Genomic DNA, 24,675 nt, shown 5'->3' with positions numbered 1-24,675 from the left:
GCAAGGGCCTATTAGCGGTTCGGGCTTTTTTCCGGGTAAAGATTGCGTAAGGTCAAAACGGCTGGCGTTTGGCTATCGCGAGGATTTGTTGGGTGAAGCGGGGGAGGGCGAAGCACCATCCCACGCCGGGCGCGGGATGGAATACGGCAGGCTCAGACTTTTCTGACGAACTCGGATTTGAGCTTCATCGGGCCGATGCCGTCGATCTTGCAGTCGATGTCGTGATCGCCATCGCACAGGCGGATGTTCTTGACCTTGGTGCCGACCTTGACCACCAGCGACGTGCCCTTGACCTTGAGGTCCTTGATCACGGTGATGGTGTCGCCGTCCTGCAGGACGTTGCCGACCGAATCCTTTTTCACCGCATCATCGGACACGGTCTCGGCTTCGCCAGCGGCCGACCATTCGTGGGCGCACTCAGGGCAGATCAGCTGGGCGCCGTCTTCATAGGTGTATTCGGAATTGCATTTCGGGCAGGGTGGCAACGTGCTCACTAAGGCTCCTTGGATTCAGGATCGCTAAAAAGCGCACATTGTATAGGGTTTTAGGCGTGAGAGGGGCGGGATGCTGGCTGGCGCCGATTCCCTGTAGGCGCCGGCTTGCTGGCGATGGATGCTTTGTCTGTAGGAGCCGGCTTGCTGGCGATTGCACCACCCCGGTGTTCCTGAAACACCGAGTTGTATGAATCGCCAGCAAGCCGGCTCCTACAGAGCGCGTATCAGTGCGTGCGCGCGACCGAGAACTCGCTCAGCTCAATCAGCGCATCGCGATATTCGCTCGGCGGCAACACGTCGAGGCATTTGATCGCGCGGGCGACGTAATCGCGAGCCAGTTGCGCGGTGTACTCCAGCGAGCCCGAGGCTTCCACGGCGGCGCGGATGCTCTCCAGGTCTTCAATGCCGCCTTTCTGGATCGCCTTGCGCACCAGGGCGGCCTGTTCCGGCGTGCCTTCGCGCATGGTGTAGATCAGCGGCAGGGTTGGCTTGCCTTCGGCCAGATCGTCACCGACGTTCTTGCCCAGGGTTTGCGCATCGCCTTTATAATCGAGCAGGTCGTCGACCAGTTGGAACGCCACACCCAGGTGATCGCCGAACATGCGCAGAGCTTCGCTCTGTTCGGGCGTTGCACCGGCCAGGGCCGCGGCGCTGTGGGTCGAAGCTTCGAAGAGCATCGCGGTTTTGCCGCGGATGACTTCCATGTAGGTTTCTTCGGTGGTGCTGGCGTCGCGAACCTTCGACAGCTGCAACACTTCGCCTTCGGCGATGATGCGCGTGGCTTGCGAAAGGATCTTCATCACGGGCATGGAGCCCAGCTCGACCATCATTTCGAAAGAACGCGAATACAGGAAGTCGCCCACCAGCACGCTCGGTGCATTGCCCCACATGGCGTTGGCGGTCGAGCGGCCACGGCGCATGCCGGACATGTCGACGACATCGTCATGCAGCAGGGTGGCGGTGTGCAGGAATTCAATGGTTGCGGCCAAAAGTCGCAGGTCATCGCCTTCACGTCCCAGGGCCTTGCCAGACAGCAGCACCAATAAAGGACGCAGGCGTTTACCGCCGGCCGAGGTAATGTAATCGCCGATTTTCGATACCAGCGGCACTCGGGAAGTCAGCTGCTTCTTGATGATGCCGTCGACGGCGCTAAAATCGTCCGCCACCGCGCGGTAGAAAGCTTGGGGTTGCATCAGCGACAGTCGCTCCAGAAGGGTTGCGCGGCATGCTAGGACCCACGTCCGGGCCTGTCAAGGCGCGATAGACGGCCTATTGCAAGGCGCTCGTGCCTTGCGTACAATCGCGCACCCTGAACTTCCTGGGCAGCACCTGCCTTACGCAATTGCAAGCGGGCCTTCCAGCCCCATGCAGCCATGCCAGCCAATACCTCTTCTTATAAAGAGCTGGGTGAGCAGGATTATCGGAGAAATACCATGTCTTATGCAGTAATCGTTACTGGCGGCAAGCAGTACAAAGTCGCCCCAGGTGAATACCTGAAGATCGAAAAACTGGAAATCGCTACCGGCGAATCCGTTACCTTTGATCGCGTTCTGTTGGTTGCCAACGGCGACGACGTGAATATCGGTGCTCCAGTTGTTGCTGGCGCTACCGTTGTGGCTGAAGTGATCTCCCAAGGTCGTCACGATAAAGTCCGCATCATCAAGTTCCGTCGTCGTAAGCACCACATGAAGCGTATGGGCCACCGCCAGTGGTACACCGAGATCAAAATCACCGGTATTCAGGCTTAATTTCAGCCTAATTCCTCACTAGGAGAATTGAACTCATGGCACACAAAAAAGCTGGTGGTAGTACCCGTAACGGTCGCGACTCAGAAGCCAAACGCCTTGGCGTGAAGATGTATGGCGGCCAGGCTATCAAAGCGGGCAACATCATCGTGCGTCAGCGCGGCACCCAATTCCACGCTGGCTACGGCGTTGGCATGGGTAAAGATCACACTCTCTTCGCTAAAGTCGAAGGCGTGATCAAGTTCGAAGTAAAAGGCGCCTTCGGTCGTCGTTACGTGAGCGTAGTCGCAGCTTAATTGCGCGATCGCTGGAAAAGCCCTGTCTCGCGACGGGGCTTTTTCGTTTGTGGGGTGAGTCTCTTGCAAAGCTGTTTGTATGGGCTGTCGGCGTACGATGTAGATGTCGTGGTTTGGGGTCGCTGCGCTCATTTTTGCAAGAGTCTTATGTCTTGATTGTTTTTCGGCTCGTCCGTATGGCGAGAGGCGTTTGTTATGAAGTTTGTTGATGAAGTATCGATTCGCGTAAAGGCTGGTGATGGCGGCAATGGCGCCATGAGTTTCCGTCGGGAAAAATTCATCGAGAACGGTGGCCCGAACGGCGGTGATGGCGGTGATGGCGGTTCCATCTACATGATGGCCGACGAAAACCTCAACACCCTGGTCGACTACCGTTACACCCGGCACTTCGATGCCGAGCGTGGCTCCAACGGCGGCAGCACTGACTGCACCGGCAAGAAGGGCGAGGACCTGATCCTGCGTGTGCCTGTTGGTACCACGGTGATCGACTCGGCCACGCAAGAAGTGATCGGCGACCTGACCAAGGCTGGCCAGAAATTGATGGTGGTGCAGGGCGGCTGGCACGGTCTGGGCAACACCCGTTTCAAATCCAGTACCAACCGTGCGCCACGCCAGACCACGCCAGGCAAGCCGGGTGAGCAGCGCGACCTGAAGCTGGAAATGAAAGTGCTGGCTGACGTGGGTCTGCTGGGTTTGCCGAACGCCGGTAAAAGTACCTTTATCCGTTCGGTATCGGCCGCCAAGCCGAAAGTCGCCGATTACCCGTTCACCACTCTGGTGCCGAACCTGGGTGTGGTCAGCGTCGATCGCTGGAAGAGTTTCGTGGTCGCGGACATTCCGGGTCTGATCGAAGGCGCTTCCGATGGCGCGGGCCTGGGGATTCGCTTCCTCAAGCACTTGTCGCGTACTCGTCTGCTGTTGCACCTCGTCGACATGGCGCCGCTGGATGAAACCAGTGCCCCGGACGCCGCTGAAGTCATCGTCAACGAGCTGACCAAGTTCAGTCCGTCCCTGGCTGAGCGCGATCGCTGGTTGATCCTGAACAAGTGCGACCAGATCCTCGACGAAGAGCACGATGCGCGCGTCAAAGAGATTGTTGATCGTCTGGAGTGGACCGGTCCGGTGTACGTGATCTCGGCCATCGCCAAGCAAAACACCGAGCGTCTGTGCCACGACATCATGCGTTACCTGGAAGATCGTGCTGACCGCCTGGCCAACGACCCGGCCTACAAGGAAGAGCTGGCTGATCTCGATCAGCGCATCGAAGATGAAGCCCGTGCCCAGTTGCAGGCGCTGGACGATCAGCGTGCTCTGCGTCGCAGCGGCGTGAAGTCGGTCCACGACATCGGCGACGATGATTGGGACGAAGAAGATGTGGATGATGAAGACGGTCCGGAAATCATTTACGTGCGTGACTGATTCGTTGCGATAAACTTAAGCGCCGCTCAATCGAGCGGCGTTTTAGTATCTGGAAATCGATCGTTGGTCACGAATAACCACGAATAACGTCATGGGCAGTGCCAGGTCGCACTGTTCCTCAAGCTAAGGTTGAAGATGATGCGGAGCAAGGTGACAGGTGCGCAGCGTTGGGTCGTGAAGATCGGCAGCGCTTTGCTGACGGCGGACGGCAAAGGCCTGGATCGCGCGGCAATGGGTGTCTGGGTAGAGCAGATGGTGGCCCTGCATGAAGCGGGCGTCGAGCTGGTGCTGGTGTCCTCCGGGGCGGTGGCGGCCGGTATGAGCCGTTTGGGCTGGACCTCGCGACCCAGTGCAATGCACGAACTTCAGGCTGCTGCTGCAATCGGCCAGATGGGGCTCGTGCAGGCCTGGGAGTCGAGCTTTGCCGAGCATGGTCGGCACACAGCGCAGATTCTCCTGACCCACGACGACCTGTCCGATCGCAAGCGCTACCTGAACGCCCGCAGCACCTTGCGCGCGTTGGTCGAGCTGAAAGTCATCCCGGTGATCAACGAGAACGACACCGTGGTCACTGACGAGATCCGTTTCGGCGACAACGACACCCTGGCGGCGCTGGTGGCCAACCTGGTCGAAGCGGACTTGCTGGTGATCCTGACGGATCGCGATGGCATGTTCGACGCCGATCCGCGCAACAACCCTAATGCGCAGCTGATTTACGAAGCGCGTGCCGATGATCCGGCGCTCGATGCGGTGGCGGGCGGTACCGGTGGTGCGCTGGGTCGTGGCGGCATGCAGACCAAGCTGCGCGCTGCGCGTCTGGCGGCGCGTTCCGGTGCTCATACCATCATCGTCGGCGGGCGCCTTGAGCGTGTGCTGGATCGCCTCAAGGCGGGCGAACGCATCGGCACCTTGCTCTCGCCTGAGCGTGGCATGCTGGCTGCGCGCAAGCAGTGGCTCGCGGGGCATCTGCAAACCCGCGGCACCCTGGTGCTCGATGCGGGGGCTGTGACGGCGTTATCCCAGGGCAACAAGAGTTTGTTGCCGGTTGGGGTCAAGCTGGTTCAGGGCAGCTTCCGTCGTGGCGAAATGGTGGTGTGCGTGGCGCCGGACGGTCGTGAGATTGCTCGTGGCCTGGCCAACTACAGCGCGTTGGAGGCACAAAAAATCATCGGTCAGTCGTCTGATGCGATTGTCGGTCTGTTGGGTTACATGGCGGAGCCGGAACTGGTTCATCGCGATAACCTGATTCTGGTTTAAAGGAATATCTGAATGCGTTTGGCAAAAGGATTACTGGGGTTGCTGTTGGCGATGCCGCTGTTGGCTTCGGCTGAAGAAATTGGTCAGGTGTCGACGGTGTTCAAGTTCGTCGGGCCGAACGATCGGATCGTGGTCGAAGCGTTTGATGACCCGAAGGTGGAGGGTGTGACCTGCTACCTGTCACGCGCCAAGACCGGCGGTGTGAAGGGTGGTCTTGGTCTGGCCGAGGATCGCGCCGAAGCCTCCATTGCTTGTCGTCAGGTCGGGCCGATCAGCTTCAGGGGTGAACTGAAGGATGGCGATGAGGTGTTCAGGGAGCGCACGTCCCTGGTGTTCAAGACCATGCAGGTGGTGCGTTTCCTCGACAAGAAGCGCAACACGCTGGTGTATCTGGTCTACAGCGATCGTTTGATTGAGGGCAGTCCGCAGAATGCGGTAACGGCGATTCCGATTTTGCCGTGGGCGCACGCCCAATAATCTGACGCAGTTCAAGCTGTGGGAGCGAGCCTGCTCGCGAAAGCGGTGTAACAGTCAGCGATGATGTTGAATGTAACGACCTCTTCGCGAGCAGGCTCGCTCCCACAGTTTTTTGCGTTCACTAAATCGCAGGCAATAAAAAACCGACCCTGAGGTCGGTTTTTTAATGAGCGGGTCGCTTAGGCAGCAGCGGCAACGCTCAGGGCCTTAACGTGGCCATTCAAGCGGCTCTTATGGCGAGCAGCCTTGTTCTTGTGGATGATGCCTTTATCGGCCATGCGGTCGATTACTGGCACAGCCAGAACGTAAGCAGCTTGAGCTTTTTCAGCGTCTTTTGCGTCGATGGCCTTAACTACATTCTTGATGTAGGTACGAACCATGGAACGCAGGCTGGCGTTGTGGCTGCGACGCTTCTCAGCCTGTTTTGCACGTTTTTTGGCGGAAGGTGAGTTGGCCACCGTCGAGCTCCTCGAAAGACTTTTTAGGAAATAGCAAACAAAATAGGCCGCGAATCATGCCGATGAGTTGAAGTCTTGTCAAGGGCGGAGGAAACGTTCCGCTAAGTGGTCGGTCCCGACCCCATGAAAACTACTGCGCTCGACAATACTGCGTTGAAAACAGCCTCGAAATGCTCATTGACGTTCGTCAGCTCCGCTTTCTCGCCTGTTTTCGCCTTGTCTTGCCTTCGCTCGTCACGTTTTCATGAGGTCGGTGGCACAGAATATTTCTTTCCGGCGTGTGACCTGTAAACTCGCGAGCTTTGGCTCTGTGCTGTTGCGGCGCGGAGTATCGCATAAGTGGGCGCTTTATTCGCCTGCTGTTTATCGACAGGCACAAACTCTTTCAATGAATCTGCTCAAATCGTTGGCCGCCGTCAGCTCTATCACGATGCTTTCCCGGGTTCTGGGGTTCGTTCGTGACACCCTCATTGCGCGCACATTTGGCGCGGGAATGGCGACCGACGCCTTCTTCATCGCCTTCAAATTGCCCAATCTGTTGCGGCGAATTTTTGCCGAAGGGGCATTTTCCCAGGCTTTCGTGCCGATTCTTGCCGAATACAAAAGCCAGCAGGGCGATGAGGCAACGCGAACATTCATTGCTTACGTTTCGGGCCTGTTGACGCTGGTGCTGGCGCTGGTCACGGCGTTGGGCATGCTTGCCGCACCCTGGGTCATCTGGGTCACCGCACCGGGTTTCACCGATACTCCGGAAAAATTCGAGCTCACGACCGACCTGTTGCGGGTGACCTTTCCTTACATATTGCTGATTTCCCTGTCTTCGCTGGCGGGCGCAATCCTCAACACCTGGAACCGTTTTTCGGTGCCGGCGTTCGTGCCAACGCTGCTCAACGTCAGCATGATTATTTTTGCGCTGTTCCTGACGCCGTACTTCGATCCACCCGTGATGGCGCTCGGCTGGGCGGTCCTGGTGGGTGGCCTTGCACAATTGCTTTATCAACTGCCGCACCTGAAAAAGATCGGCATGCTGGTGCTGCCGCGCCTGAATTTGCGCGATACCGGTGTCTGGCGGGTGATGAAGCAGATGCTGCCGGCGATTCTCGGGGTGTCGGTGAGCCAGATCTCGCTGATCATCAACACAATCTTCGCGTCGTTCCTGGTCGCCGGTTCCGTGTCCTGGATGTACTACGCCGACCGTCTGATGGAGTTGCCGTCCGGTGTGCTGGGTGTGGCATTGGGCACAATCCTGCTGCCAACCCTGGCCAAGACGTACGCCAGCAAGGATCGCCACGAGTACTCGCGCATCCTCGATTGGGGGCTGCGGCTATGTTTCGTGCTGGTGTTGCCGTGTGCCCTGGCGCTGGCGATCCTGGCCGAGCCGCTGACGGTTTCGCTGTTCCAGTACGGCCAGTTCGATGCCCATGACGCGGCCATGACCCAGCGCGCGTTGATCGCTTATTCCGTCGGATTGCTCGGGATTATCGTGATCAAAGTGTTGGCACCGGGCTTTTATGCGCAACAAAACATCCGTACGCCGGTAAAAATCGCAATTTTCACACTGGTCGTCACGCAGTTGTTCAACCTGGTGCTGATCGGTCCGCTGGCTCACGCGGGCCTGGCGCTCGCCATCAGTGCCGGCGCTTGCCTCAATGCCGGGCTGCTGTTCTATCAACTGCGTAAACAGCAGATGTATCAGCCGCAACCGGGCTGGGCCAGGTTCGGCTTCAAGTTGGTGATTGCGGTAGCGGTGATGTCTGGCGTGCTGCTGGCCGGGATGCATTTCATGCCGGCCTGGGGCGAGGGGCAGATGCTTGAGCGTTTCCTGCGGCTGGGCGCCTTGGTGATTGCCGGTGTGGTGACCTATTTCGGCATGTTAATGTTGATGGGCTTCCGCTTGCGTGACTTCAACCGCAAGGCGCTGGGCTGAAGATAAAACCTCCATAAATACGGGCGAGCCGACATTTTTGTCGGCTCGATTACTTTGGGATACGGTGTTGCCTGTCGTCGGCCGCCGGGTGTGGTTATAATCGACCACTTTATGAGCAAGAAGCGCGTTATGCAGCTGGTTCGAGGCCTCCACAATCTGCGCCCCCAGCATCGGGGCTGTGTCGCCACTATTGGCAACTTTGACGGTGTACACCGTGGCCACCAGGCTATCCTGGCGCGTTTGCGTGAGCGTGCGCTGGCGTTGGCCGTGCCCAGTTGCGTGGTGATTTTCGAGCCGCAGCCGCGAGAGTTTTTCGCGCCGGACACCGCACCGGCCCGTCTGGCCCGTTTGCGTGACAAACTGCAACTGCTGGCCGCCGAAGGCGTCGACCGGGTCTTGTGCCTGGCATTCAACCATCGCCTGAGCAAGCTCAGCGCCAGCGAGTTCGTCGACACCATTCTGGTGGACGGCCTTGGCGTGCAGCATCTTGAAGTCGGTGACGACTTCCGTTTCGGCTGTGACCGGGTCGGGGATTTCGATTTCCTGCAACAGGCCGGCGTCATGCAGGGCTTCACCGTTGAAGCGGCGCAGACCGTCGAGCTCGATGGCATTCGTGTCAGCAGCACCCAGGTGCGTAATGCCCTGGCGGCTGCCGATTTTGGCCTCGCCGAACGGTTGCTCGGTCGCCCGTACCGGATTGCCGGTCGCGTGCTGCATGGGCAGAAACTGGCGCGTCAGCTGGGTACGCCCACTGCCAATATTCAACTCAAGCGCCGTCGCGTGCCGTTCACCGGGGTTTACCTGGTCAGTGTCGACCTCGACGGCAAGACCTGGCCGGGTGTCGCCAATATCGGCGTTCGACCTACGGTCCAAGGGGATGGCAAAGCCCACCTCGAAGTCCATCTTTTAGATTTTGCCGGCGATCTGTATGACCGGCGTATGACGGTGGTTTTCCACCAAAAGCTGCGTGAAGAGCAGCGTTTCGCCTCTCTGGAGGCGCTTAAGACGGCGATCAATGCGGATGTCGCCGCCGCCCGTGCCCTGTCGCACCTAGCGCCAATCGCTAATGAAGAGCCTTAAATGACCGACTATAAAGCCACGCTAAACCTTCCGGACACCGCCTTCCCAATGAAGGCCGGCCTGCCACAGCGCGAACCGCAGATTCTGCAGCGCTGGGACAGTATTGGCCTGTACGGAAAGTTGCGCGAGATTGGCAAGGATCGTCCGAAGTTCGTCCTGCACGACGGCCCTCCGTACGCCAACGGCACGATCCACATCGGTCACGCACTGAACAAGATTCTCAAGGACATGATCATTCGCTCGAAGACCCTGTCGGGCTTCGACGCGCCTTATGTTCCGGGCTGGGACTGCCACGGTCTGCCGATCGAGCACAAAGTCGAAGTGACCCACGGCAAGAATCTGGGCGCGGACAAGACCCGCGAGCTGTGCCGTGCCTACGCCACCGAGCAGATCGAAGGCCAGAAGTCCGAATTCATCCGTCTCGGCGTGCTGGGCGACTTCGCCAACCCGTACAAGACCATGGACTTCAAGAACGAGGCTGGCGAAATCCGTGCCTTGGCTGAAATCGTAAAAGGCGGTTTCGTGTTCAAGGGCCTCAAGCCCGTGAACTGGTGCTTCGACTGCGGTTCGGCCCTGGCCGAAGCCGAAGTCGAGTACGAGAACAAGAAGTCCTCGACCATCGACGTCGCGTTCCCGATTGCTGACGAAGCCCAACTGGCTGCCGCGTTCGGTCTGCCATCGCTGGCCAAGCCTGCTTCGATCGTGATCTGGACCACCACCCCGTGGACCATCCCGGCCAACCAGGCGCTGAACGTCCACCCGGAATTCAACTACGCCCTGGTCGATGTCGGCGACAAGCTGCTGGTGCTGGCCGAAGAGCTGGTCGAGTCGTGCCTGGCGCGCTATTCGCTGCAAGGTTCGGTCATCGCGACCACCACCGGTAAAGCGCTGGAGCTGATCAACTTCCGCCACCCGTTCTACGACCGCCTGTCGCCGGTTTACCTGGCCGACTACGTTGAACTGGGCGCAGGCACTGGTGTGGTTCACTCCGCGCCGGCCTACGGTGTGGACGACTTCGTGACCTGCAAGAAATACGGCATGGTCAACGATGACATCCTCAATCCGGTTCAAAGCAACGGCGTTTACGCGACCTCGCTGGAATTCTTCGGCGGCCAGTTCATCTGGAAGGCCAACCCGGCCATCGTCGACAAACTGACCGAAGTCGGTGCGCTGATGCACACCACCGTCATTGAACACAGCTACATGCACTGCTGGCGCCACAAGACCCCGCTGATCTACCGCGCCACCGCGCAGTGGTTCATCGGCATGGACAAGCAGCCGACCACCGGCGACACCCTGCGCGTACGCTCGCTCAAGGCCATCGAAGATACCCAGTTCGTTCCGGCCTGGGGCCAGGCGCGCCTGCACTCGATGATCGCCAACCGCCCGGACTGGTGCATTTCCCGTCAGCGCAACTGGGGCGTGCCGATCCCGTTCTTCCTGAACAAGGAAAGCGGCGAGCTGCACCCACGGACCGTTGAACTGATGGAAGAAGTCGCCAAGCGCGTCGAAGTCGAAGGCATCGAAGCCTGGTTCAAGCTGGATGCCGCCGAGCTGCTGGGCGCTGAAGCACCGCAGTACGACAAGATCAGCGACACCCTCGACGTCTGGTTCGACTCGGGCACCACGCACTGGCACGTCCTGCGCGGTTCTCACCCGATGGGCCACGAAAGCGGTCCACGCGCCGACCTGTACCTGGAAGGTTCGGACCAACACCGTGGCTGGTTCCACTCGTCGCTGTTGACCGGTTGCGCCATCGACAACCACGCGCCGTACCGCGAGCTGCTGACTCACGGTTTCACCGTTGACGAGTCCGGCCGCAAGATGTCCAAGTCCCTGGGCAACGTGATTGCACCGCAAAAAGTCAACGACACCCTGGGCGCCGATATCATGCGTCTGTGGGTTGCATCGACCGATTACTCCGGTGAAATGGCGGTGTCCGAGCAGATCCTGCAACGCAGTGCGGACGCCTACCGGCGTATCCGTAACACCGCGCGCTTCCTGCTTTCCAACCTGACCGGTTTCAACCCGGCCACCGACCTGCTGCCGGCTGAAGAAATGCTCGCACTGGACCGTTGGGCCGTGGACCGTACTCTGCTGCTGCAACGCGAATTGCAAGAGCACTACGGCGAATACCGCTTCTGGAATGTGTACTCGAAGATCCACAACTTCTGCGTGCAGGAACTGGGCGGTTTCTACCTCGACATCATCAAGGATCGCCAGTACACCACCGGCGCCGACAGCAAGGCCCGTCGCTCGTGCCAGACCGCGCTGTTCCACATCAGTGAAGCGCTGGTGCGCTGGATCGCGCCGATCCTGGCGTTTACCGCCGACGAGTTGTGGCAGTACCTGCCGGGCGAGCGTAACGAGTCCGTCATGCTCAACACCTGGTATGAAGGCCTGACCGAACTGCCGGAAGGCTTCGAGCTGGGTCGCGCCTACTGGGATCGCATCATGGAAGTGAAGGTCGCGGTCAACAAAGAGATGGAAATCCAGCGGGCGGCCAAAGCCGTCGGTGGCAACCTGCAAGCCGAAGTGACGCTGTTCGCCGAAGACGCCTTGAGCGCCGATCTGGCCAAGCTGAGCAACGAACTGCGCTTTGTACTGATCACCTCGACCGCCAGCGTTGCGCCCTTCGTACAGGCGCCTGCCGATGCGGTCGTGACTGAAGTCAGCGGCCTGAAGCTGAAGATCGTCAAGTCGGCCTTCGCCAAGTGCGCCCGTTGCTGGCACTGCCGTGAAGACGTCGGCGTGAACCCGGAGCATCCGGAAATCTGCGGTCGTTGCGTCGACAACATCAGCGGCGCCGGCGAGGTCCGCCACTATGCCTAATGCCGTTGGTCGCTTCGGGCGACTGGGCTGGCTCTGGTTGAGTTTGCTGGTCCTGGTCATCGACCAGGCCAGCAAGTTCTACTTCGAGGGCAAGCTTGAGATGTACCAGCAGATCGTGATCATCCCCGATTACTTCAGCTGGACCCTGGCCTACAACACTGGCGCGGCGTTCAGCTTCCTGGCTGACAGCTCCGGCTGGCAGCGCTGGTTGTTTGCCCTGATCGCAATTGTGGTCAGCGCGGTGCTGGTGGTGTGGCTCAAACGTCTGGGGCGCAACGAAACCTGGCTGGCGGTTGCGCTGGCACTGGTGCTCGGTGGCGCGCTGGGCAACCTGTATGACCGCATTGCCCTGGGCCATGTGATCGATTTCATTCTGGTGCACTGGCAGAACCGCTGGTACTTCCCGGCATTCAACTTTGCTGACAGTGCAATCACTGTCGGTGCCGTGATGCTGGCACTGGATATGTTCAAAAGTAAAAAGACCGGAGAAACCGTTCATGACTGAACAGGTATTGGCTGAGCAACGCATCGGCCAGAACACGGAAGTCACCTTGCATTTCGCATTGCGCCTGGAGAACGGCGACACGGTGGACAGCACCTTCGACAAAGCCCCGGCGACCTTCAAGGTCGGCGACGGTAACCTGTTGCCAGGTTTCGAAGCGGCGCTGTTCGGTTTCAAGGCTGGCGACAAGCGTACCCTGAGCATTGAGCCGGAAAACGCCTTTGGCCAGCCAAACCCGCAAAACGTGCAAATCATCCCGCGTTCGCAGTTTCAGGACATGGACCTGTCGCCGGGTTTGCTGGTGATCTTCAACGATGCGGCCAATACTGAGTTGCCGGGTGTGGTCAAAGAGTTCGATGACGCGCAAGTGACCATCGACTTCAACCACCCGCTGGCTGGCAAGACGCTGACCTTTGACGTGGAAATCATTTCCGTCAAAGCGCTGTAACTGATCGGACACGGTCAAAAATGTGGGAGCGAGCCTGCTCGCGAAGGCTGACTGACATTCAACATTGATGTCGTCTGACACACCGCCTTCGCGAGCAGGCTCGCTCCCACAGCAGGTTTCCATAGTTTTCGCTATTTCTTGCGCGCAAGACACGAGGCACAGCATGCAAATCAAACTCGCCAACCCCCGTGGCTTCTGCGCCGGCGTGGACCGGGCGATCGAAATCGTCAACCGCGCCCTGGAAGTATTCGGGCCGCCGATCTATGTGCGCCACGAAGTGGTCCACAACAAATTCGTCGTCGAAGACCTGCGTAACCGCGGGGCGATCTTCGTCGAAGAGCTGGATCAGGTGCCGGACGACGTGATCGTGATCTTCAGTGCCCACGGCGTGTCCCAGGCCGTGCGTACCGAAGCTGCCGGCCGTGGCCTGAAAGTGTTCGACGCCACGTGCCCGCTGGTGACCAAGGTGCACATCGAAGTCGCCCGTTACAGCCGCGACGGTCGTGAGTGCATCCTCATCGGCCACGCCGGACACCCGGAAGTCGAAGGCACCATGGGCCAGTACGATGCCAGCAATGGCGGCGCGATCTACCTCGTCGAAGACGAAAAGGATGTCGCCGAACTGCAAGTGAACAACCCCGAAAAACTGGCGTTCGTGACCCAGACCACCTTGTCCATGGACGATACCAGCCGCGTCATCGACGCCCTGCGTACGCGTTTCCCGGCCATCGGTGGCCCGCGCAAGGACGACATCTGCTACGCCACGCAAAACCGCCAGGACGCGGTCAAGCAACTGGCTGACGAGTGCGATGTGGTGTTGGTGGTCGGCAGTCCGAACAGCTCGAACTCCAATCGCTTGCGTGAACTCGCTGAACGTATGTCCACCCCGGCTTATCTGATTGATGGCGCCGAAGATCTGCAAAAGAGCTGGTTCGACGGTGTCGAGCGCATCGGCATTACCGCTGGCGCCTCTGCACCGGAAGTGCTGGTCCGTGGTGTGATCCAGCAGTTGCAGGCCTGGGGCGCTACCGGTGCCGATGAACTGGCCGGTCGTGAGGAGAACATCACGTTCTCCATGCCTAAAGAACTGCGCGTGCGCTCCCTGCTTTAAGCGTTTTCCCCTCTGCGCATAACGCCTGCTCAGCTTTCACGCTGCGCAGGCTGACGCGACCGGTCGGCGCCAGCACCACCTGGTACTGGCTCACCGGTTCGCGAGCGGCGCAAACATGTAATGTTCCAGCCTGAAATTCCCCCCTGGCGAACTGTGGCTCACCCAGACTGCTGAACCGCACGAATGTGCTGACCGGTCGGTTGCCGACGATCGGCACCCGCGTACCGCTCTGACGCTCCACCAGCAGCGGATTGCTGGCGTCTTTTTGTCCCTTGCCACTGATATCCACAATGATTCGCCAGCCCTGGCTCCAGTCGCCATTGATGGCGTGGATCATCACGCTCTGATGGCGCGCAATGGCCTCGGTTCTGGCGGTGCGGATGCCACTGTAAAGTGACTCTGCCGCCTGCTCGCGAAGGTTCGATTCGGTGACTGCGGCGAACGCCGGGCTGACCAAATGCAGAACAATCCCGACAATCGTCAGTCCCATAAGCAGTTCAACCAGGCTGAAGCCTTGCTGACGCATGACATCCCCTCCCTGGAGTGGTGTGGTCCGCACAATCCATGCACGGCTGATGGCAAATCAACCGCGCTGGGGCGGCTGAATGTTCTAGCGTGTAACTGCAGGTATAGCCGACGGCAACGGAGGGCACTGATGGAACATCGTTCAAAAGGTTTCACGCTGGTCGAGTTACTGATCGCGTTGGGGATCTTTCTGGTGCTGATCACTCTGGCCGTCCCGGCGTTTACCCGTTCGGCACAAACGACCAGGGCCGACACGGAAATCGGCGACCTGCAACGCAGTCTTAATTTCGCCCGGCTGGAGGCCATCGACCGGGGCGTGACGACACGGCTTCGGCCCACGGCGGGCGGGAGCGTCTGGACCGGGGAGTTAGCGGTTTATGACAGTACTGGCACTTCGGCCAATGTATTGCGGGTTGTTCCAGCGATGAGCAGCGGAGCGACTCTGACGCTAACCTCAGGAGTGACCGCCATTGATTTCAACAATCTCGGCGGGCTGTCGTCATCGTCTACGGCGGTGGTGATCAGCTATGTACTGGGGGCGCAAAGCAGGACGCTGAATGTGTGTTTGAACGGACGAATTCTATTGGGTGGAAGTTGCGGATGAGGCAAGGGAGCAAGCATGCCCAGGACGGCATGACGTTGATCGAAGTTCTGGTGGCGTTGCTGATTCTGAGCGTAGGGCTACTGGGCGCGGCTGCCTTTCAATTGAATGCGCTGAAATACACCGACAGTGCGCGCATGACCAGTCAGGCCAGTTTCATCGCCTACGACATGATGGACCGCATCCGCGCCAATTCAGCCGCCGACTACACCGTGACACCGCCGACTTCCGGCAACCTCAACGTAGCCCGGGACCAGGATCTCTACGACTTCACCAGCAATATCGTCAATTTCGGTGGTCCCACCGCCACGGGCAGCATTGCGCTCAACCAGCGGGTTTATACGATCACCATCACCTGGGACGACTCCCGGGCTGCCAACAGCGCCAATTCGCGTCGCAGCTTCGTCCTCACCAGTCGTGCCACCGTCGACCCGGTATCGACGCCATGAACCGTCGGCAAAGAGGCTTCGGCCTGATCGAATTGCTGATCGCCCTGACCTTGAGCCTGGTCGTGGTGCTGGGGGTTGTGCAGGTTTTCATTGCCTCGAAAAACACCTACGTCAGCCAGAGCGCCGCCGCTACGATGCAGGAAGACGCGCGTTTCGTGCTGAGCAAAATGATTCAGGAAATCCGCATGGTGGGCATGTTCGGTTGTCTGGGAACGATTATCGACGCCAGTTCGGCAGGTGAATTCAACGGGGCTCAAATTACCCCCATCAGTTGGGATAACGCCAATCTCAAGCTGACCCTGGTGACGGCGGACGTCGGCAGCAGCGGCGGGACGCCGACCTGGACGGTGATATCGGATTGTCGAAACACGGCGACGGCCTATAGCGACTCGCGCACGCCGGCCTCGGGGCAGCTGGCATTCCCGATCCGACGGTTGATCTACAGCTTGAAGAACGGCCAGTTGACGATGGGTGTCGGCAGAGGCACACCGGCCCAGCAAGTGCTGGTGGATAACGTCAGCGCCTTCAATGTGAGTTTCGGCCTTGCCAGTTCCGCTGCCGATTCGTCGGCCTCCAGTTACAGCAGCAACCCGTCCGACCCCGCGCGCATTCGTAGCGTGCGATTGAGCCTGACCCTCACCGACCCTAAAAACCGGGTCAGCAATCAAACCTTCAATGTGGTTGCCGCGCTGCGCAACCGTCTGCCATGAGCGGAGGGCCGATGAATTTCTCTGCCGTGGCTTCTCATCCTCAGCGTGGCATGGCGTTGCTGGTCAGTCTGGTGTTTCTGTTGTTGCTGACGTTGATTGGTATCTCATCGATGCAGAACGCCACTCTGCAGGAAAAGATGGCCGGCAGTGTGAGCTTGCGCAATCAATCGTTTCAGGGCGCCGAAGCGGCGTTGCGTGTCGGTGAAAGTGCGGTGCAACTCGACAGCTACTCATTGGCGGTGTGCAGCGGCACCAGTCAGTGCGCGCCGCCGGCCGAGTCTGCCACCATCAAGGCCGCCGGTTTCAATGCCACCTCGGGCGTGACCTGGATCGCTTCGGGCAATGGCTTTTATGGGGTGCAGAACATTGGCACCACCCTCACGGCCGTGAACGTGCCGAGCAACACGTCGGCGACGTTGTACCGGGTGACCGCCGTGGGCATCGCGGGTAGTTCGCGCAGTGTGGTGGAGAGTATTTATGCGAAGTACTAATGGGTGCGCCGGGCTGTGGCGGATGCTGTGTGGCGTTGCTCTGGGGTTGTATCTGGCGGCACCGGTCTATGCCTTCACGCCGTCGGAATCGCCGCTATTGAGCGCGGCAGCCGTGGCGCCGAACGTGATGCTCATGATCGATGATTCGGGGAGTATGAATAACATCATTTGGGCACCGGGCTTCGATCCGAAGGTCAACCGTGCGCAGATCGCGATGTGCAGTTCCAACCTGTCATGTATCGGTGGTCAGAATCTCGATATGAGTGATGCCAACATCGCCCTGTCGAGCCTGAACCGCGGCGGTTGCTCGACCAACGGCAATTGGTACGGTTTCTATCGCGGCTTTCTCGGGCTGACGCCGATCTGCCTGAAACTGCCCGACCCCGTCGGCAATGAAAACACCCGCTACACGGCGAACTATCTGGCGTATCTGTTGGGGCTGGCCAACGGTTCAAGTCGCGATTTCACCTCGGGCGCCAATGCCATTCCCGATGAGTACCGGATCAGCGTTGCGCAAGATGTCTCCAAGAATCTGGTCACCAGTAATCGCTCTTTGCGCATCGGACTTGCGACGTTCAATCCCCCCGTCAGCAATAACCCAGGCAACGGCGGCTACATTGCGCGGGCAGTCAGTGATCTGTCGGTGGACGCCAACTACAACGCGCTGATTTCTTCGATCAATGGTCTGAGCGCCGTCGCCAACACGCCATTGGCGGAAACCTACTACGAAGTGACCCGATACATGCGCGGCATGGCGCCGTACTACAACTCGACGCCCGCCACCTATACCAGTCCGATTCAGTATCGCTGCCAGAAAAATTACGGTGTGGTGATCACCGACGGCTTGCCCACCTACGACCGAACCTTCCCCACCAATGACCCACTTGGCGGCACTCGCCTGCCGAACTGGGACGGCAACAGCGCCAACGACGGCGACAACCCCGGCGGTGATGGGGAGGGTGACACCCTGTATCTGGACGACATCGCCAAATTCGCCTTCGACATCGACATGCGCTCCACCGGAACCGACCTGGCTGGCAAAAGCTGGAACGCCAGCGATTTTCCGAAGCAGAACATGAACACCTACACCGTCGGTTTTACCGCCGCGAATCAAATGTTGTCGGACGCCGCCAGCTACGGCCAGGGCAAGTACTACCAGGCGACGGACAGCGCTGGTTTGAATGCCGCGCTGTCTAACGCCTTGAGTGATATCACCTCCAAGGCCGGTTCCGGTGGCAGCGGCGCCACCAGCGGAACGACTCTCGCCAGCGGCACCAGCTACTTCCAGACCAGCTACGACCCAAAAGACTGGCGCGGCACGATCAAGGCCTACGGCTTTACCGCCAGTGGCGCGGTCAATACCAATGCGGTGTTGTGGACTACCGATACGGCTATCGTGCCTGGCGCCACGGCACCGATCTATCAGTCCTGGAACAGCCAAAGCAACACGGCCGTGACCTTGGCCTATGCCAACTTTTCCACAACCCAGCAAACCACCCTCAATCAGGGCCTGCCCACCGGCATCACCGGCAGCGATCTGGTGGAGTGGAGCAAGGGCACCCACAAGACCGGACTGAAAGTGCGCAGTGTTCTGCTGGGAGACATCATCAACTCACCGGTGGCCCTGGCGTCACCGACGGATAAAACCGCTTCCGATCTTTCTGGCGACAACACCTACAGCACTTACCTGGCCAGCAAAGCCGCCAACATGAATGCCAGCCTCGTGGTCAACGCCAACGACGGTTTTGTAAACGTCATCAACTCCGCCAATGGCGCTCGACGTTACGCCTACATGCCGTCGAGTGTGTTGCCTTCGTTGCGGTACATCGCCGATACCACCTACATCAACGGCGTGAGCCACAAGTTCCTGGTGGATGGGCAGGTGGGGGTGTTCGATGCCCAGCTCAACAGTGTCTGGAAAACCCTCGCGCTGGGCGGCACCGGGGCGGGGGGGCGAACGTTCTATGCGCTGCAATTGTTCGATGCGTCTGCCGGTAACGCGACCAAGGCGTTGTGGGAGATCAGCGCGCCGGCCAGCGCGAACACCGCCAACGCTTTCAATGATCTGGGTTATGCCTACGCCCGTCCGGAAGTGGCACGTCTGGCTGACGGTCGATGGGCTGCGTTCATTTCCAATGGCTACGGCAGCAACTCCGGGGTCGCGGCGTTGTACGTGGTCGATGTCCGCGACGGCTCGCTGATCAAGAAAATCGTCATCGACAACACCGAAACCACCAACGGCTTGTCCTCGGTGAAACTCAAGGTCAACTCGCAGAACGTCGTGCAGGCCGCGTATGGCGGGGACTTGAAGGGGCGGCTGTGGAAGTTTGATTTGAGCGGTACCGCCACGGACACCTGGGGCGTAGCGTTTTCCGGCAAGCCGCTGTTCACCGCTGCGGGGGGCGCGACCCAGCCAATCACCGCGCAACCTTTGCTGGCGGATAACTCGCTGGGTGGCAAAGTGGTATTTTTCGGTACCGGGAAATTCAACGAGACGGCGGACAAGACCAACAAGGATTTACAGGCGTTCTACGCGGTGTGGGACGCGGATGGCGGTTCCGGGCAGATCACTACCTCGAGCCTGCAGGTGCAGGCGGTGACCGGTGTGTTCTCGGGTAGCTCTGGCCAATTCATTACCACCAGCCAGAACGAGGTGACTTATCCGGCGGAAAAAGGTTGGTATTTGCCGCTGGTGTACAACAGCGCCCTGACTGGCGAGCGGGTGATCAATCAGGCCAGTCTGATCCTTGGGCGAATCGTCTTTACCACGGCCAGCGTCGACACCACCGATCCGTGTGCCAGCTTCGGTACCGGCAAACTGGTCGAACTCGATGCGTTCAGCGGTAAGATGCTCAACTACGCCGTGCTCGACACCAATGGCGATGGCCTGGTCGACAGCAACGATACGGTGTCCAGTGGTGTGATTTTCACCGGTGGCAATCCGACCTTGAACGCCATCGTCAACGGCGGGACCCGCAAGGTCGTGAACGATTCCAGTGGCGGCATCACCACACTGGTGGAAAAATCCGGCGGCGGCAGCCGTCGCATCATGTGGCGACAAATACAGTAAGTGAGAGTTGAGGCATGCACAGATCCAACCGCGGTTTTACCCTGATTGAAATCATGATCGTGATTGCGATCATCGGGATTGTCATGACCATCGCTGCACCCAGCTTCACCGAATACCTGAAGAAGGGCCGTCGTGCCGAAGTGGCCGGTCTGCTGTCCGAGCAGGCGCAGCTTCTCGAACGGTTCTATACGCAAAAGAATGTCTACACCGGCGTTCCGGGCCTGAGCCCCGGTAACGATTACTACACCATCGCGTCGACCCTGACCGACCAGACCTTCCTGCTGACGGCGGTGCGCAAGCCCGGTACATCCATGGCGACGGACAAGTGCGGTGATTTCACCATCACCAATACTGGCGTGCGCAGCATGGTCAACGCCACGGCTGGCCTGACCACCAAGGATTGCTGGGGTCGCTGAGTGTTCTTTTCGGGCGCCTTTTGCGCCCTCTGTCTATTTATCGGTTGGATCAGAATATGAACAGGCAACAGCAAGTGGTGATTGTCGGTGGCGGGGTAATCGGCCTGCTGACGGCATTCAATCTCGCGTCCGAAGTGCAGAGCGTTGTGCTGCTGGACCGATCGAACGTCGGGCAAGAGTCGTCGTGGGCGGGTGGTGGCATTGTTTCACCGCTCTACCCATGGCGTTACAACCCGGCGGTCACGGCTCTGGCTCATTGGTCCCAGGATTTTTATCCACAGCTGGGTGAGCGCCTGTTTGCTGCCACCGGGGTTGATCCCGAAGTACATGTCACTGGCCTGTACTGGCTCGATCTGGACGACGAAGCCGAGGCGCTGGCCTGGGCGGCACGGCAGAATCGTCCGTTGCGGTCTGTGGATATCTCGGCGGCGCACGACGCGGTGCCGGTATTGGGCGGTGGTTTTTCCCGGGCCATCTACATGGCTGATGTCGCCAACGTGCGCAATCCGCGCTTGGTGAAATCGCTCAAGGCTGCTTTGCAGGCGCTGCCGAACGTGACGATTCATGAGCAGTGTGAGGTCAGCGGGTTTATTCGCGAAGACGAAAAAGTTGTCGGTGTGCAGACATCCAACGGTACGATCCGTGGCGATCAAGTGGTCCTGACTGCGGGTGCCTGGAGCGGCGACTTGCTCAAAAGCCTGGGCCTGGAGTTGCCGGTCGAACCGGTGAAAGGGCAGATGATTCTCTACAAGTGCGCGGCGGATTTTCTGCCGAGCATGGTGCTGGCCAAGGGGCGTTATGCGATTCCTCGCCGTGACGGGCACATTCTGATTGGCAGTACGCTGGAGCATGAAGGCTACGACAAGACGCCAACCGAATCGGCCCTGGAGAGCCTCAAGGCCTCGGCGGTGGAGCTGATTCCGGCGCTGGCGGATGCCGAAGTGGTCGGGCATTGGGCCGGTTTGCGCCCGGGCTCTCCGGAAGGTATTCCCTACATTGGCCAGGTGCCCGGGTTTGACGGGTTGTGGCTAAACTGCGGGCATTTCCGCAATGGCTTGGTGCTGGCACCGGCGTCGTGTCAGTTGTTTGCCGATGTGATGTTGGGGCGCGAGCCGATCATTGATCCGGCGCCGTATGCGCCGACGGGGCGGATCTGAAGCAGGACCAAAAGATCAATCCAGACCCAGCTTCTTCAGCCTGTAACGCATTGATCTGAACGAAAGATTCAGCCGCTGAGCCGCCGCCGTGCGGTTCCAGCGGGTTTCTTCCAGTGCCTGGAGAATCAGCTGACGTTCGACGTTTTCCAGATACGCTTCAAGATTGTCGATTTGCGTCAAATCCGGCAACCCACCCTCAGGCGTGCAGTTTCCCTCGGCCAGTCGCAAGTCGCCGGCCTCGATCTGTTTGTTTTCACAGAGGGTGTGAGCCCGCTCGAGCATGTTCTCCAACTCCCGCACATTGCCGGGAAAGCGGTAGCTTTTCAGCGCCTCGAGTGCTTGTGGGTGCAGTCTTGCCACCGGTTGACCGGTGTCGGCAGCCAGGCGCTTGAGCACGTGGCTGGCCAATGGCTCGATGTCGTCACGGCGTTCGCGCAAGGGCGGTACGCGCAGTTCGATCACGTTCAAGCGGTAATACAAATCCTGGCGAAAGCGTTCCGCGGCGACTTCGGCGCCAAGGTCCTTGTGGGTAGCGCAAAGAATGCGCACATCGACCACCATTTCCTGCTGGCCACCGACGCTGCGAACGGCTTTTTCCTGAATCGCCCGCAGCAATTTGACCTGCATCGGCAGCGGCAGGTCTGCCACCTCGTCAAGAAACAGCGTGCCACCCTGGGCGGCCTGGAACAGTCCCGGCTTGTCTTCGATGGCGCCGCTGAAGCTGCCTTTGCGATGACCGAAAAACTCGCTTTCCATCAGTTCCGACGGAATCGCTCCGCAGTTGACCGGAACGAACGCCTGGTTGGCCCGCGGGCCGCGGTCATGGATCAGTCGGGCCACCAGTTCCTTGCCGCTACCGGATTCGCCACTGATGTACACCGGGGCCTGGCTGCGCGCGAGTTTGTCGATCTGTTTGCGTAAGTTGCGCATGGGCAATGAGTCGCCCAGCAGGCGTCGATCAATGACCCCGCCGGGGGCAGGCAGGAGCAGGGCGCTGCTGACCAGTTCCCGCAAGCGATTAAGGTCCACCGGTTTGGTGAGGAAGTCGAAAGCACCGGCCTTGAGCGCGTTAATCGCCGTGTCGACGTTGCCGTACGCGGTGATCATGGCCACCGGGGTCTGGGGGAAGCGTTGCTGGATGTGCTGCACCAGCTCCAGGCCGGTGCCATCCGGCAGGCGCATGTCGGTCAGGCACAGATCGAAGGTCTCGCGCTTGAGCAGGGTCAGGGCCTCGCTCGCGTCACGCGCGCTGTAGGTGTCGAGTTTCATCCGTCCCAGGGTGATTTCCAGGAGTTCGCGGATGTCCGGTTCGTCGTCGACGATCAGGACTTTTTGCCGTGGGCTCATATTCAACTTTGTTTCCGTCCGTGAGCAAAGGTTATGCGAAAGCAGCCGCCGCCTTGGCGTGGTTTGAAGTCTAGGCGGGCCTGGTTGCTTTCGCACAGCTCACGGGACAGATACAGCCCAAGGCCGGTGCCCTGGTGACTGGTGGTGAAGAAAGGTTCGAACAGTTGCGCCTGATGATCTGGCGTCACGCCGGCGCCGTCATCCAGCACTTCGAGGATCGGCAACTGGCTGCCGGGTTCGATGAACAACTCAAGCCAGACCTGCGCCAGGTCGTGGTTTTGCGCGCTGTGGCGCCACGCGTTGCGTATCAGGTTGTCGATGATCTGGTGCAGTTGGTTCGGGTCCATCAGGGTCGTGAAGTCACCGGGGCCGAAGTTCAGGTGGATCTGCTGGCGCTCGGTCGCGGCCTCGCGGGTTTGCGTGACGAACTGTTGCAGCCACGGCTTCAGGTCGAGACGTTGCGCCACGGTTTGCTGGCGGCGGGACAATTGCAGGACGTTTTCGATTACCCGATTCATGCGCTGAGAGTGGTCTTGAATAATCTGCGTCAGACGTTGATCGGCGCTGTTCAGTTCCTCAGATTCTCGCAATAGCTGCGCGGCATGACTGATGGCACCCAACGGATTGCGGATTTCATGGGCGATGCCAGCGGTCAGGCGGCCGAGGGCGGCGAGTTTCAGTTGTTGGGCTTGTTGGGCGATTTGCGCGAGATCTTCCAGAAAAACCAGGGTTTGGTGTTGGGGGCTCGGGTCCAGGGCTATGAAACTGGGTTGCAGCTCCATGCCGCTGCTGGCGATTTTCAGGCTTTGGGGGCGCAGCGTCGGGTTGTTGAGCCACAACTGCAAACGCTCGACGAGCGACGGGAAGTGGTCGTCGATCAGCTGGCCTTCAAGGCGCTCGCAACCCAGCAGGGCCAAGGCACTGTGATTGGCCAATTGCACGCGCCGCTGGTCGTCGAGCACCAGGATGCCGGTGCGCATGCGTTGCAGGATCAGGGCATTGAGCGCCTCAAGGCCGACGACTTCACTGACCTTCTGCTCCACCAGTGTTTCGCTGACTTCCAGGCGTCGGACCAGGCCTTGTACCAGCAGCGCGGCGGCAAAGCACAGGGCGCCGAGGGTGCCGACCTGCAAGTAGTCGTTGGGGCTGGCGCGATGGATAAAACTCAGCAGAAAGCTTGAGCCGACGATGCCGATCGCCGCGATGGCGGCAATCAACAGGCCGATGCGCCTTCGCACCAAGGTGTTGCTGATGGCCACCGAGACGATCAGCAAGTTACCGATGGCGCTGGCCACACCGCCGCCGGCATAGAACAGGCCGCACAGCAGCAAGACGTCGAGCAGCGCCAGGCTGAACAGTTGGGCCGGGCGGCGGGTGTTCTCGAAGAAGACCACCAGCAGAATATTCAGCACCAGGTACAACCAGCTGCCACTGCGCAGCAGGTCGTCATTGGCTGACGTCAGCAACTGGTTGTCCATGTTGCTGGAGATCAGCAGCACCAGAATGATGCCGACGCTTAAACGGTAGAGATGATAAAGGCGCAGCAGTCGCTGAGCCTGTTTGCCGCCGTGACTGGACGCCTCAGCGATCACTGGAACCGGGGCCTTGCTCAAGGTGAGCCTGGCTGCAATACCACTGTTGTTGAAGGTTCAGCGCGCGGTCGCGAGGCAGGTGCACGCCGCAATGGGCGCAACGGACCATGGGCGCGGCTTCCAGCTCGGCATTGGACTTGGGGGAGGACACCTGGCTCTTGTACTTGCGCCAGAACCACACCGCGGCGGCAATCACGGCGATCCAGAAGAGTAAACGAAGCATGATGAGCTGCTTTATTGGCTGATGAACCGGCAGTTTAGCCGGGGACAT

General features: G+C 59.5%; 25 protein-coding genes. 18 read left to right on the top strand and 7 right to left on the bottom strand.

Annotation, left to right across the window (positions count from 1 at the left end; all coding sequences use genetic code 11):
• Window positions 1–152 precede the first annotated feature (152 nt).
• Both M5G20_RS28705 and M5G20_RS28700 read right to left on the bottom strand, forming a co-directional pair.
• Window positions 153–494: a zinc ribbon domain-containing protein YjdM gene (locus M5G20_RS28705; protein ID WP_273921933.1), complete on the bottom strand. Its 342-nt coding sequence runs from the start codon at window positions 492–494 to the stop codon at window positions 153–155.
• Window positions 495–718: 224 nt separating this feature from the next.
• Window positions 719–1,687: a polyprenyl synthetase family protein gene (locus tag M5G20_RS28700; RefSeq protein WP_150734739.1), complete on the bottom strand. Its 969-nt coding sequence runs from the start codon at window positions 1,685–1,687 to the stop codon at window positions 719–721.
• 240 nt (window positions 1,688–1,927) lie between these two features.
• On the opposite strand from M5G20_RS28700, the gene rplU reads away from it, so the two are divergent.
• The 5 genes from rplU (at window position 1,928) to M5G20_RS28675 (ending at window position 5,688) form a co-directional block, all read left to right on the top strand.
• Window positions 1,928–2,242, top strand: a complete 315-nt coding sequence (gene rplU / locus M5G20_RS28695; protein ID WP_003176051.1) for a 50S ribosomal protein L21 — start codon at window positions 1,928–1,930, stop codon at window positions 2,240–2,242.
• A 35-nt stretch (window positions 2,243–2,277) separates the two neighbouring features.
• Window positions 2,278–2,535, top strand: a complete 258-nt coding sequence (gene rpmA / locus M5G20_RS28690) for a 50S ribosomal protein L27 (RefSeq protein ID WP_003281574.1) — start codon at window positions 2,278–2,280, stop codon at window positions 2,533–2,535.
• A gap of 195 nt (window positions 2,536–2,730) precedes the next feature.
• The gene (cgtA, locus tag M5G20_RS28685; RefSeq protein ID WP_075948392.1) at window positions 2,731–3,954 is read left to right on the top strand and encodes an Obg family GTPase CgtA; all 1,224 of its coding nucleotides are present in this window, start codon (window positions 2,731–2,733) and stop codon (window positions 3,952–3,954) included.
• Between the two features lie 138 nt (window positions 3,955–4,092).
• Window positions 4,093–5,211 (top strand): glutamate 5-kinase, encoded by a 1,119-nt coding sequence (gene proB, locus M5G20_RS28680; protein ID WP_273921995.1) that lies wholly within the window; start codon window positions 4,093–4,095, stop codon window positions 5,209–5,211.
• Window positions 5,212–5,223: 12 nt separating this feature from the next.
• On the top strand, window positions 5,224–5,688 hold the full coding sequence (locus M5G20_RS28675; RefSeq protein WP_273921932.1) for a CreA family protein: 465 nt from the start codon (window positions 5,224–5,226) through the stop codon (window positions 5,686–5,688).
• Between the two features lie 179 nt (window positions 5,689–5,867).
• Here the strand turns inward: M5G20_RS28675 and rpsT are convergent, their stop codons facing one another.
• On the bottom strand, window positions 5,868–6,146 hold the full coding sequence (rpsT, locus tag M5G20_RS28670) for a 30S ribosomal protein S20 (protein ID WP_060543338.1): 279 nt from the start codon (window positions 6,144–6,146) through the stop codon (window positions 5,868–5,870).
• Window positions 6,147–6,534: 388 nt separating this feature from the next.
• Here rpsT and murJ point away from each other — a divergent pair, with 388 nt between their 5' ends.
• From murJ to ispH, 6 genes are all read left to right on the top strand, one after another.
• Window positions 6,535–8,073, top strand: a complete 1,539-nt coding sequence (gene murJ / locus M5G20_RS28665) for a murein biosynthesis integral membrane protein MurJ (protein WP_273921931.1) — start codon at window positions 6,535–6,537, stop codon at window positions 8,071–8,073.
• A 129-nt stretch (window positions 8,074–8,202) separates the two neighbouring features.
• The gene (gene ribF, locus M5G20_RS28660; protein ID WP_273921930.1) at window positions 8,203–9,153 is read left to right on the top strand and encodes a bifunctional riboflavin kinase/FAD synthetase; all 951 of its coding nucleotides are present in this window, start codon (window positions 8,203–8,205) and stop codon (window positions 9,151–9,153) included.
• A complete protein-coding gene (gene ileS, locus M5G20_RS28655; RefSeq protein ID WP_273921929.1) occupies window positions 9,154–11,985 on the top strand; it encodes an isoleucine--tRNA ligase in 2,832 nt (943 codons plus the stop codon).
• A complete protein-coding gene (gene lspA / locus M5G20_RS28650; RefSeq protein ID WP_273921927.1) occupies window positions 11,978–12,490 on the top strand; it encodes a signal peptidase II in 513 nt (170 codons plus the stop codon). Before ileS ends, lspA begins: the two co-directional genes overlap by 8 nt.
• Window positions 12,491–12,497: 7 nt before the next feature.
• Window positions 12,498–12,935: an FKBP-type peptidyl-prolyl cis-trans isomerase gene (gene fkpB, locus M5G20_RS28645; protein ID WP_172668667.1), complete on the top strand. Its 438-nt coding sequence runs from the start codon at window positions 12,498–12,500 to the stop codon at window positions 12,933–12,935.
• A 163-nt stretch (window positions 12,936–13,098) separates the two neighbouring features.
• Window positions 13,099–14,046: a 4-hydroxy-3-methylbut-2-enyl diphosphate reductase gene (gene ispH, locus M5G20_RS28640; protein WP_150734745.1), complete on the top strand. Its 948-nt coding sequence runs from the start codon at window positions 13,099–13,101 to the stop codon at window positions 14,044–14,046.
• Here ispH and M5G20_RS28635 read toward each other — a convergent pair.
• Window positions 14,015–14,572 carry a GspH/FimT family pseudopilin gene (locus tag M5G20_RS28635; RefSeq protein WP_273921926.1) on the bottom strand — a complete coding sequence of 186 codons (558 nt, stop codon included), beginning with the start codon at window positions 14,570–14,572 and terminating at the stop codon, window positions 14,015–14,017. The two genes, ispH and M5G20_RS28635, sit on opposite strands and share 32 nt — an antisense overlap.
• 129 nt (window positions 14,573–14,701) lie before the next feature.
• Here M5G20_RS28635 and M5G20_RS28630 point away from each other — a divergent pair, with 129 nt between their 5' ends.
• The 7 genes from M5G20_RS28630 to thiO are packed head-to-tail and all read left to right on the top strand — an operon-like array spanning window position 14,702 to window position 21,465.
• Window positions 14,702–15,175: a GspH/FimT family pseudopilin gene (locus M5G20_RS28630; RefSeq protein WP_150734747.1), complete on the top strand. Its 474-nt coding sequence runs from the start codon at window positions 14,702–14,704 to the stop codon at window positions 15,173–15,175.
• Window positions 15,172–15,621, top strand: coding sequence for a type IV pilus modification protein PilV (gene pilV / locus M5G20_RS28625; protein WP_273921925.1), 450 nt, complete (start codon window positions 15,172–15,174; stop codon window positions 15,619–15,621). Before M5G20_RS28630 ends, pilV begins: the two co-directional genes overlap by 4 nt.
• Window positions 15,618–16,331: a PilW family protein gene (locus M5G20_RS28620; RefSeq protein ID WP_273921924.1), complete on the top strand. Its 714-nt coding sequence runs from the start codon at window positions 15,618–15,620 to the stop codon at window positions 16,329–16,331. Before pilV ends, M5G20_RS28620 begins: the two co-directional genes overlap by 4 nt.
• A gap of 11 nt (window positions 16,332–16,342) precedes the next feature.
• Window positions 16,343–16,822 (top strand): pilus assembly PilX family protein, encoded by a 480-nt coding sequence (locus M5G20_RS28615; protein ID WP_273921923.1) that lies wholly within the window; start codon window positions 16,343–16,345, stop codon window positions 16,820–16,822.
• Window positions 16,809–19,892: a pilus assembly protein gene (locus tag M5G20_RS28610; protein ID WP_273921922.1), complete on the top strand. Its 3,084-nt coding sequence runs from the start codon at window positions 16,809–16,811 to the stop codon at window positions 19,890–19,892. The genes M5G20_RS28615 and M5G20_RS28610 overlap by 14 nt, the downstream gene beginning before the upstream one ends.
• A 14-nt stretch (window positions 19,893–19,906) precedes the next feature.
• Entirely contained in the window at window positions 19,907–20,308 is a 402-nt protein-coding gene (locus M5G20_RS28605; protein ID WP_273921921.1) for a type IV pilin protein, read from the top strand.
• Between the two features lie 56 nt (window positions 20,309–20,364).
• Complete coding sequence (thiO, locus tag M5G20_RS28600) at window positions 20,365–21,465, top strand: glycine oxidase ThiO (RefSeq protein WP_273921920.1); 1,101 nt, start codon at window positions 20,365–20,367, stop codon at window positions 21,463–21,465.
• A 15-nt stretch (window positions 21,466–21,480) separates the two neighbouring features.
• On the opposite strand, the gene M5G20_RS28595 is transcribed toward thiO, so the two are convergent.
• Genes M5G20_RS28595 through M5G20_RS28585 form a run of 3 tightly spaced genes read right to left on the bottom strand, consistent with a single transcriptional unit; the run spans window position 21,481 to window position 24,627 of the window.
• Window positions 21,481–22,812 carry a sigma-54-dependent transcriptional regulator gene (locus M5G20_RS28595; protein ID WP_273921919.1) on the bottom strand — a complete coding sequence of 444 codons (1,332 nt, stop codon included), beginning with the start codon at window positions 22,810–22,812 and terminating at the stop codon, window positions 21,481–21,483.
• Between the two features lie 2 nt (window positions 22,813–22,814).
• Window positions 22,815–24,404: a sensor histidine kinase gene (locus tag M5G20_RS28590; protein WP_273921994.1), complete on the bottom strand. Its 1,590-nt coding sequence runs from the start codon at window positions 24,402–24,404 to the stop codon at window positions 22,815–22,817.
• Window positions 24,394–24,627: a PP0621 family protein gene (locus M5G20_RS28585; RefSeq protein ID WP_075948412.1), complete on the bottom strand. Its 234-nt coding sequence runs from the start codon at window positions 24,625–24,627 to the stop codon at window positions 24,394–24,396. The genes M5G20_RS28590 and M5G20_RS28585 overlap by 11 nt, the downstream gene beginning before the upstream one ends.
• Between the last annotated feature and the right edge of the window lie 48 nt (window positions 24,628–24,675).

The organism is Pseudomonas sp. TNT2022 ID1044 (assembly GCF_028656895.1).
Taxonomy (GTDB): Bacteria; Pseudomonadota; Gammaproteobacteria; order Pseudomonadales; family Pseudomonadaceae; genus Aquipseudomonas; species Aquipseudomonas reinekei.
This window is presented reverse-complemented; position numbering and strand designations above follow the sequence as displayed.